Below are 7080 nucleotides of genomic sequence, written 5' to 3'. Positions count from 1 at the left end.
CAACACACCCCCCCCCCCCCACCCCCCCCCCCCCCCCCTCCCCGCCCCCCCCCCCCCCCCCCCCCCCCCCCCCCCCCCCCCCCCCCCCGGCCGTTTTGCGTGGTCAGCGGGCGGCCCCGGCCGATCACCGAGCCGCTTCGACCGGCGCGCGGCCGAACCGCATCACCCCGTCGTCGAGGCGGTTGAGGCGCATGTCCGCGAGGTCGAGCAGGTAGTTCTGCCGCATCATCCACGGCCGCCGGCCGCCCTGCTTCGGGAGGCCTGCCTCCGCGCGCTTGATGTAGCCCGACTGCAGGTCCACGATCGGGCGGGGCCGGCCCGCCGACCCCGCCGAGACCGGGTCCGGGACGCAGTAGGCGAACCCGCGCCGGTCCAGGTGCTCCAGCAGGCGGCAGACGTACTGCGACGTCAGGTCCGCGCGCAGCGTCCACGAGTTGTTCGTGTACCCGACGCACCAGGCCAGGTTCGGGATGCCGCCGAACATCATGCCCTTGTACGCCCGCTGCTCTCCCGGCTCGATCTCGCGGCCGTCGACGCTCAGCGCTATCCCGCCGAACGCCACCAGCTTCAGCCCGGTCGCCGTCACGATGACGTCCGCGGGCAGCGTCCGCCCCGACTCCAGCTCGACTCCCGACGCCGTGAACCGCGCCACCCGGTCGGTCACGATGTCGGCTTTGCCCGAGCGCAGCGCCCGGAACAGGTCCGCGTCCGGCACCAGGCACAGCCGCTGGTCCCACGGGTCGTAGTCGGGCACGAAGTGCGGGTCGACCGGGATGGACGCCGGCAGCTGCGCCGCCACGCGCTTGCGCAGCACCTGCGCCGCCCGGTCCGGCAGCCGGCGCAGCAGCTGGAAGAAGAACGTGCCCAGCACGACGTTCTTGCCGCGCACCACCCGGTGTGCGAGCTTCTCCGGCAGCAGCGCGCGGATCCGGTCGGCGAGCGCGTCACTCCCCGGCCGCGCCACGATGTAGGACGGCGACCGCTGCAGCATCGTCACCCGCGCGGCCTGCCCGGCCATCGCCGGGACCAGCGTCACCGCCGTCGCGCCGCTGCCGATCACCACGACCTGCTTGCCCGCGTAGTCCAGCCAAGCGGGCCAGTGCTGCGGGTGCACGATCTCGCCGGCGAACTCCGCCCGGCCCGGGAAATCGACGACGTGGCCGCTCTCGTACGAGTAGTAACCACTGCACAGGTACAGGAACCGGCACGTGAACGTGGCTCCGTGCGCCGTCGAGACCGTCCAAAGCGCGTCCGAAGACGACCACGAAGCCCGCACGACCCGGTGGCCGAACCGGATGTGCTCCTCGACGCCGTACGCGGCGGCCGTCTCTCGGACGTAGGCGAGGATCGACGGGCCGTCGGCGATCGCCTTCGCGTCCTTCCACGGCCGGAACGGGTAGCCGAGGGTGAACATGTCCGAATCGGACCGGATGCCCGGATAGCGGAACAGGTCCCAGGTGCCGCCGATCGTGTCGCGCGCCTCGAGGATGGTGTAGGTCCGGCCCCGCAACCGGCAGGCCGCGCCGACGCCGGACAGGCCGGCGCCCACGATGAGGACGTCCACGTGCTCGGCGCTGGTCATGCCCGCCAGCGTAACCGAGGTGGGGACCCCGCCGGACCGGGTCGGGGCACCGGTCCGGCGAGAAGGTTCATCACTACAGCGGGAAGACCTTCGTCGCGCCGAAGCTGCCCTTCAGCGGCACCACGACGGACTTGCCGCGGACCGTCACCGTCACGCTGTCCTGCGTCTGCGTCGGGTCCGACACGGCGAGCTGCCGGCCCCAGCCGCACCGCCCGATCGCGACCGACGCGGGCCCGGAGACCCGCACATCGCCGAGCGAACCGGCCGCGAAGAAGTTCGCCAGCAGGGTGTCGCCGGTCTGGACGGCCTGGACCGTCGCGGTGTTGGCCCGCACCTGCCACGCCCACGACGCGCCGACCGTGCCGAGGACCGACGCCCCCGGCAGCACCGCGTACGCGTACTTCGCGTTCGCCGGCTTCACGCCGTGCTGCAGCACCAGCTTCTGGTACCGGCGGGTGTTCGGTGTGGTGGTGCCCTTGGTGTTGGCGCCGGTGTCGATGTCGCGCCACGCGCCGGTGCGGTCCTCGCGCAGGGCGGTCACCTCACCGTCGTCGAGGAGCACGTAGCCGCCGACGTTCTCCAGGTGCACCCACCGCGGCCGGCGCAGGGTGCTCGGCTTGCCGAGATCGGTGGCCACCCGGCGGAAGTCCGCCGTCAGCGCGCCCTTGCCGCCTTCGCCGAGGTTGCGGTTCTCGATCGTGGTGCGCACCGCGTGGTCCGAGGTGGACGTGATCCCGGCGCCGAGGCAGACGATCCCGTCCGGGGTGAAGAACCACGACTTCTTCGCGACGAGCGAGCCGTCCCAGGACTTGAAGTCGAACGCGTACGCGCCGTGCTTGTCGTCCCAGCGAACGCCACCCGTGTGGGTGTTCGGGCCGACCGGGACGTTGCCGAACGCCGGGTCCGTCGGGCCGTCGTTCTCGGTGGTGCCCGGCAGCAGCAGCGGGTCGACCGTCGGCCAGTACGCGTCGGTGTAGTGGCCCTTCGCGCCCGGCACGAACGTGTAGAGCACGCCGTCGCCGACGTGATAGCCCTTGAGGTTCTGGCCGTTGATGGACTCGTAGCGCGAAATCCGCGTCGAGCTGACCCCGAGCGACGCCGTCCAGTCCTCGGTGGTGTGGACGAGGCGGTCCTGCTGGCCGAAGATCCGGTGCGTCGCCGTGGTGCGGGCCGGGCGCGTGTGCGAGGCCAGCATGTCCTGCGCGAACTCGATGCCCGGGGTGGCGACCAGGTCCGGACCGGGCGCGAACCGCTCGGGGTCCGGGATCTTGAGGAACGGCGCGTACGTGCCCTCGGTGATCCACTTCGCCGCGAGCGCGTTGAGGTCGGTCTTCGTCTTGCCCGAAGCCGTGCGGGCCAGCACCAGCGTGGCGACCGTGAGCTGGTGGCCGATGTCGTGCGCGGTCTCGCCCTGGCGGGACAGCATCCGTCCGCGCACCGGCTCCAGGAGCGCGCCCGCGTAGACGAACGGCGCGAAGCTGTCCGCCACCAGTGCGTAGATCTTGTCCTTCAACGGCTGCGGCAGCGCGAACTCGGTGCCCTGCGTGACGTGGATGGCCCCGGCGAGCGCGGTGAGCAGCACGATCCCGTAGTGCCCGGGGTACGGGATGGTGTCGTGCTGGATGAAGGAGCCGTCGACGTGGAAGCCGTCGCCGGCCGCGCGGTCGAGCTTCGCGACGACGCTGGCCGCGCCTCCGCCCGCAACGTCGGTCAGCGCGTCGATGCCGGTCCTGATCCACGCCGTGTCGCCGATCAGCGCGCCGGCGACGATCGAGATCAGGCCCTTGTCGGCGCGGTTGGCGCCGGTCTCGACGAGTGACGTGTTGTTCGCGCGGACGTTCGGGTTGCCGACGAACCGCTTGATCGGGCTGACGTAGCGGGCCAGCTCGTCGGCGGTCAGCTGGTCGGCGACCACCGAAAGCGTGTGCAGCACGTAGTACGGCACGCCGATTTCGTAGGTGTACCAGTTGCCGATCTCGCCGACGTTCGGGTTGTACTGGCTTTGGTGGATCAGCTCCAGCGCGGCCTTGATCCGGTCGAGCACGGCCGGGTCACCGGACAGCGCGCCGCCCGGGGTGCCCCAGTCGACGGCGATGGCGCGCAGCCGCGCGTACATCGACGTCGTGTAGTCGCTGCCGGGACCGAGCGGCAGGTCCGTCCACAGTGGAGCGCCACCGCCGGCGACGGACAGGCTCGCGTTGTAGGCCTTCGCGACGCGGCCGAGGTTGGCCAGTGCCGCGGTGCGTTCCGGCGACGGCCGGTTGATGCCGGCCTGCAGCTGCCGGTACGCGGCGACGATCGGCGCGGTCGCGGCGGGCGCCCCGTTCGCGGTGGGCGCCGCGAAGGGGGCCGCCGAAGCGAACGCGGGACGGGTGAGGAACACGGTGGAAGCGGCTGCCAGGGCGCCGCCGCGCAGGGCGTTTCTCCGGTTCACGGGCATGGTCATGCCTCCCAGTCAGGGGAACGGGATTCGGTTGTGCGGCGGCGGATTCAGTTGTCGGCGCCGAAAACTGTCGGTGCCGGGCGATAGGCTGGAAACGGGGGGCGCCCCCGCGGGATCGGGGGTGCCGGTCAGGGGTTTCGGTTCAGCGGCACCGGAAACTGTCGGTGCCGGGCGGTAAAGTGGAAACCGGGGGGCGCCCCCGCGGCGTCAGCGGTTCAGCGGGAGCCGTCGGTGCGGCGGGGCAGCTGCCAGGGGTTGGCCTCCTGCAGGGGTTCGGGCAGCAGCGCGTCGGGGAAGCCCTGCCAGGCGACCGGCCGCAGGAACCGCTCGATCGCGGCGGTGCCGACGGACGTCGTGGTCGGGGCGGTCGTGGCCGGGTACGGGCCGCCGTGTTCCTGGGCCCAGCTCACCGTCACACCGGTGGGCCAGTCGTTCCACAGCAGCCGGCCGGCGACGCGGGTCAGCGCCGGCAGCACCGGCCGGATCCAGTCCGCGTCGGACTCCTCGCCGTGGATCGTGGCGGTGAGCCCGGGCTCGACGACGTCGAGCAGGCGCAGCAGCTCGGCCTGGTCGGCGTAGGTGACGATCAGCGACGCCGGGCCGAAGCACTCCTCGTGCACGGCCTCGCCGCCTTCGAGGAACTGCTTGCCGGAGGTGGCCAGCAGCGTCGGGGTGAACGCCGGGGCCTCCGACGGTGACGCGGACACCACCTCGACACCGGGCACCTTCCGCAGCTTCTCCAGCTGCGCGGCGTACCCGCCGGCGATGCGGTCGTTGAGCATCGGCTGGGCCGCGGCGCCGTCGAGCGCCTCCTTCAGCGTGTCGGTCAGGCCGTGGTCCTCGGGCAGGAACAGCAGGCCCGGCTTGGTGCAGAACTGGCCGGCGCCCAGCGTGAACGACCCGGCGTACCCCTTCGCGACGGCTTCCCCGCGCGCGGCGATCGCAGCCTCGGTGACCACGACCGGGTTGACACTGCCGAGCTCGCCGTAGAACGGGATGGGCCGCGGCCGCGCGTTCGCGATGTCGAACAGCGCGCGCCCGCCGGGGATCGAGCCGGTGAACGACGCCGCCGCGATCCGCGGGTCCTTCAGCGCGGTGACGCCTTCTTCCTGGCCGAAGATGACGGTGAACAGCGCGGCCGGGGCGCCCGCCTTGATCAGCGCCTCCCGCACGATCGAGCCGGTCTGCGCGGAGAGCTCCGGGTGACCGGGGTGGGCTTTGAGGACGACCGGGCAGCCCGCGGCGAGCGCGGACGCCGTGTCCCCGCCGGCGACGCTGAACGCGAACGGGAAGTTGCTGGCGGCGAACACCAGCACCGGGCCGATCGCGGTTTTCACCCGGCGGATGTCCGGGCGCGGGCCCATCGGCCACTGCGCGTCGGCGTGGTCGACGGTGGCGCCGAGGTACTCGCCGTCGGTGAGCACCTCGGCGAACAGCCGCAGCTGGAACGTCGTGCGCTTCAGCTCGCCGGACAGCCGCGGGGACGCCGGCAGGTGGGTCTCGGCGTGGGCCAGCGGGACGAGCTCGTCCGCGGCGGCGTCGAGGGCGTCGGCGACGGCCGTCAGCCAGCCCGCGCGCTCGGCCGGGGTCGCTTCGGCGGCGGGACGGGCCGCTTCGGCGGCTCCCGCCAGGATCTTCTCGAGCGTGGCGGCGTCGGTGGCCTGGCTCATAGGGGGTACAGCTCCTCAGTTTTCGTGGGCGGTGGCGGTGGCCGTGCCCAGGTCGCCCCAGCGACCCGGACCGGCCAGGCCGAGGTGGTACAGGTGCAGCTCCGCGGCGCCCGCCTTGGCCAGCTCGCCCACGTACCCGGCGATGTCCGGCACCGGCGCGGCGGCGACCGCGGTGATGTAGCTGCCGATCGCGACCCGCTCGGGCAGGGCCTCCCGGGCCGCCGCGACGGCTTCGGCACCCGTCGCGGGCGCCCAGCCGAACAATACGACCGCGTCGGCGTCGTCCGCGGCGGACGGCGTCAGCCCGGGCAGCGCGCCGGTGACCCAGGGGTCGAGCGCGCCGTGCAGCACGACCCGGGTGCCCGCCGGCAGCGTCGCCAGCACGGCGGCCCGCAGCGCGTCGGTGGCCTTCTGTCTTGTGAACAGAAGGTGCTGAGTCAACGATGGCGGCAACCGATCGGCCGTGACACCGAGGTCGCCGGTCGCCACCAGCCGCCGGACCTCCTCGACCAGCTGGGCCCGCACGGTGTCCGCGTCGAGGTCCCACGAAGCGGCGCAGGCGTCACAGCAGCAGATCGACAGCAGCCGGGCCACCGCGGGCGCCCAGACGCCGTCGGTTTTCTCGTGCTGGTGCTGGTGCACCGCGCCGAGCGGCCCGCACGCCTCGAGGATCACCGACGACAGCTCCAGCCCGGCGACAGCTTCCGCGGTCAGCGTCGCGGCGTACTCGCGCACCGCGGGCTGCGACGGACAGAGCGCCCAGGGGTAGCTCTCGCCGAAGCAGTTCCGCACCGTGACGACCGGGTGCTCGTAGCCGAGCTGTGAGTTGTGCGTCAGGACGATCCACGCGGCCGCCGGGATCCCGGCTTCGTTGAGCAGCCGGACGGCGTCGGAACCGCTGTCCTGGGCAGCTACCCAGTCCGGCGTGGACGGCCGCAAACGTTTGCCTTCCCAGGCTTCCGCGCGCACCGGCCGGTAGAACGCCGCGTGCCTCGCGACGACGGCCGTCTGCGAAGCCGACCACGGCGTCGCGGCGCGGGCGCTGTGGTACGACAGCGCGACGGCCACTTCGTCGACACCGAGGTCGCGGGCCCGCGCGGCGAACCCGGCCTCCAGGACGTCCCAGGGGTAGGCGTATCCCGTCACCTTCACCGGGTCACCACCTCGCCGTGTTCGGCTCGAAGCCGGGTACGTACTTGCGCATGTAGGTCACGTCGTCCCGTTTGGTCAGTCCACATCGGACGTAGTTCTCATGCAGGCGGGCCAGCGCGTCCTCGTCGACCGTGACCCCGAGCCCCGGGGCCGCCGGCACCGGGGGGGGGGGGGGGGGGGGGGGGGGGGGGGGGGGGGGGGGGGGGGGGGGGGGGTGGCGGGGGGGGTGGGTG

Annotated in this window: 4 protein-coding genes and 1 pseudogene; all 5 read right to left on the bottom strand. The window is 72.9% G+C overall.

Translation table 11 applies throughout. The annotated features are described in order from the left end of the window. Nucleotides 1-124 precede the first annotated feature (124 nt). Entirely contained in the window at nucleotides 125-1582 is a 1458-nt protein-coding gene (locus ACZ61C_RS41875; RefSeq protein ID WP_465313508.1) for a flavin-containing monooxygenase, read from the bottom strand. A 73-nt stretch (nucleotides 1583-1655) separates the two neighbouring features. After that, on the bottom strand, nucleotides 1656-4022 hold the full coding sequence (locus ACZ61C_RS41870) for a polysaccharide lyase 8 family protein (RefSeq protein ID WP_465313658.1): 2367 nt from the start codon (nucleotides 4020-4022) through the stop codon (nucleotides 1656-1658). A gap of 218 nt (nucleotides 4023-4240) precedes the next feature. Then, nucleotides 4241-5695: an aldehyde dehydrogenase (NADP(+)) gene (locus ACZ61C_RS41865; protein ID WP_465313507.1), complete on the bottom strand. Its 1455-nt coding sequence runs from the start codon at nucleotides 5693-5695 to the stop codon at nucleotides 4241-4243. Between the two features lie 15 nt (nucleotides 5696-5710). Continuing rightward, nucleotides 5711-6847: a hypothetical protein gene (locus ACZ61C_RS41860; protein WP_465313506.1), complete on the bottom strand. Its 1137-nt coding sequence runs from the start codon at nucleotides 6845-6847 to the stop codon at nucleotides 5711-5713. 4 nt (nucleotides 6848-6851) lie between these two features. Then, nucleotides 6852-7010: pseudogene (locus tag ACZ61C_RS41855) on the bottom strand (glucarate dehydratase); the annotation flags it as partial. Nucleotides 7011-7080 lie beyond the last annotated feature (70 nt).

Source organism: Amycolatopsis sp. NPDC104587 (assembly GCF_055583645.1).
Note: the sequence above shows the minus strand (reverse complement) of the source record. Positions and strands in the feature narration are given on the sequence as shown.

Bases quoted from the DNA above. Each gene is read 5' to 3' on its own strand.
- ACZ61C_RS41875 (WP_465313508.1), bottom strand. From the start codon at position 1,582: ATGACCAGCGCCGAGCACGTGGACGTCCTCATCGTGGGCGCCGGCCTG.
- ACZ61C_RS41870 (WP_465313658.1), bottom strand. From the start codon at position 4,022: ATGCCCGTGAACCGGAGAAACGCCCTGCGCGGCGGCGCCCTGGCAGCC.
- ACZ61C_RS41865 (WP_465313507.1), bottom strand. From the start codon at position 5,695: ATGAGCCAGGCCACCGACGCCGCCACGCTCGAGAAGATCCTGGCGGGA.